Raw genomic sequence first — 429 nt, 5'->3', positions numbered from 1 at the left:
TGCCGCGCCATCAGCTCGCGGGAGCGGGACCAGATCATCTCCAGCACCTCGCGCGGCTGGAGGCCGGAGGCGGAGCGGGTGGCGACACCGGTGGCGATGCGGCGCTTCAGACCGGCCACCCGGACCATGAAGAACTCGTCCAGGTTGCTGGCGAAGATCGCCAGGAAGTTCGCCCGCTCCAGCAGCGGGGTCTCGGGGTCCTCGGCGAGTTCCAGGACGCGTTCGTTGAACGCGAGCCAGCTGCGTTCCCGGTCGAGGAAGCGGCCCTGCGGCAGCTGGAGGGCGTCCCTCGGGGACTCCTCGTACCCGCCGAGGTCGGCGTCGATGTCGGGTTCCAGGTCGGAGACCACCCCGGCCACGGTGTGCGGGCGGTGGGCGGCTATGGAGCCCACGGAGGGCTGCGCGTGCTGTACCTGCTGTGCCTGGGCG

General features: G+C 71.3%; 1 pseudogene. It reads right to left on the bottom strand.

Going from position 1 to position 429, the window contains the following annotated elements:
* Nucleotides 1-429: pseudogene (locus KDL01_RS42190) on the bottom strand (RNA degradosome polyphosphate kinase); the annotation flags it as partial.

It is taken from the genome of Actinospica durhamensis (assembly GCF_018139695.1).
GTDB lineage: Bacteria > Actinomycetota > Actinomycetes > Streptomycetales > Catenulisporaceae > Actinospica > Actinospica durhamensis.
The sequence above is the reverse complement of the archived record's forward strand: the minus strand, read 5'-3'. Positions and strand labels throughout refer to the sequence as shown.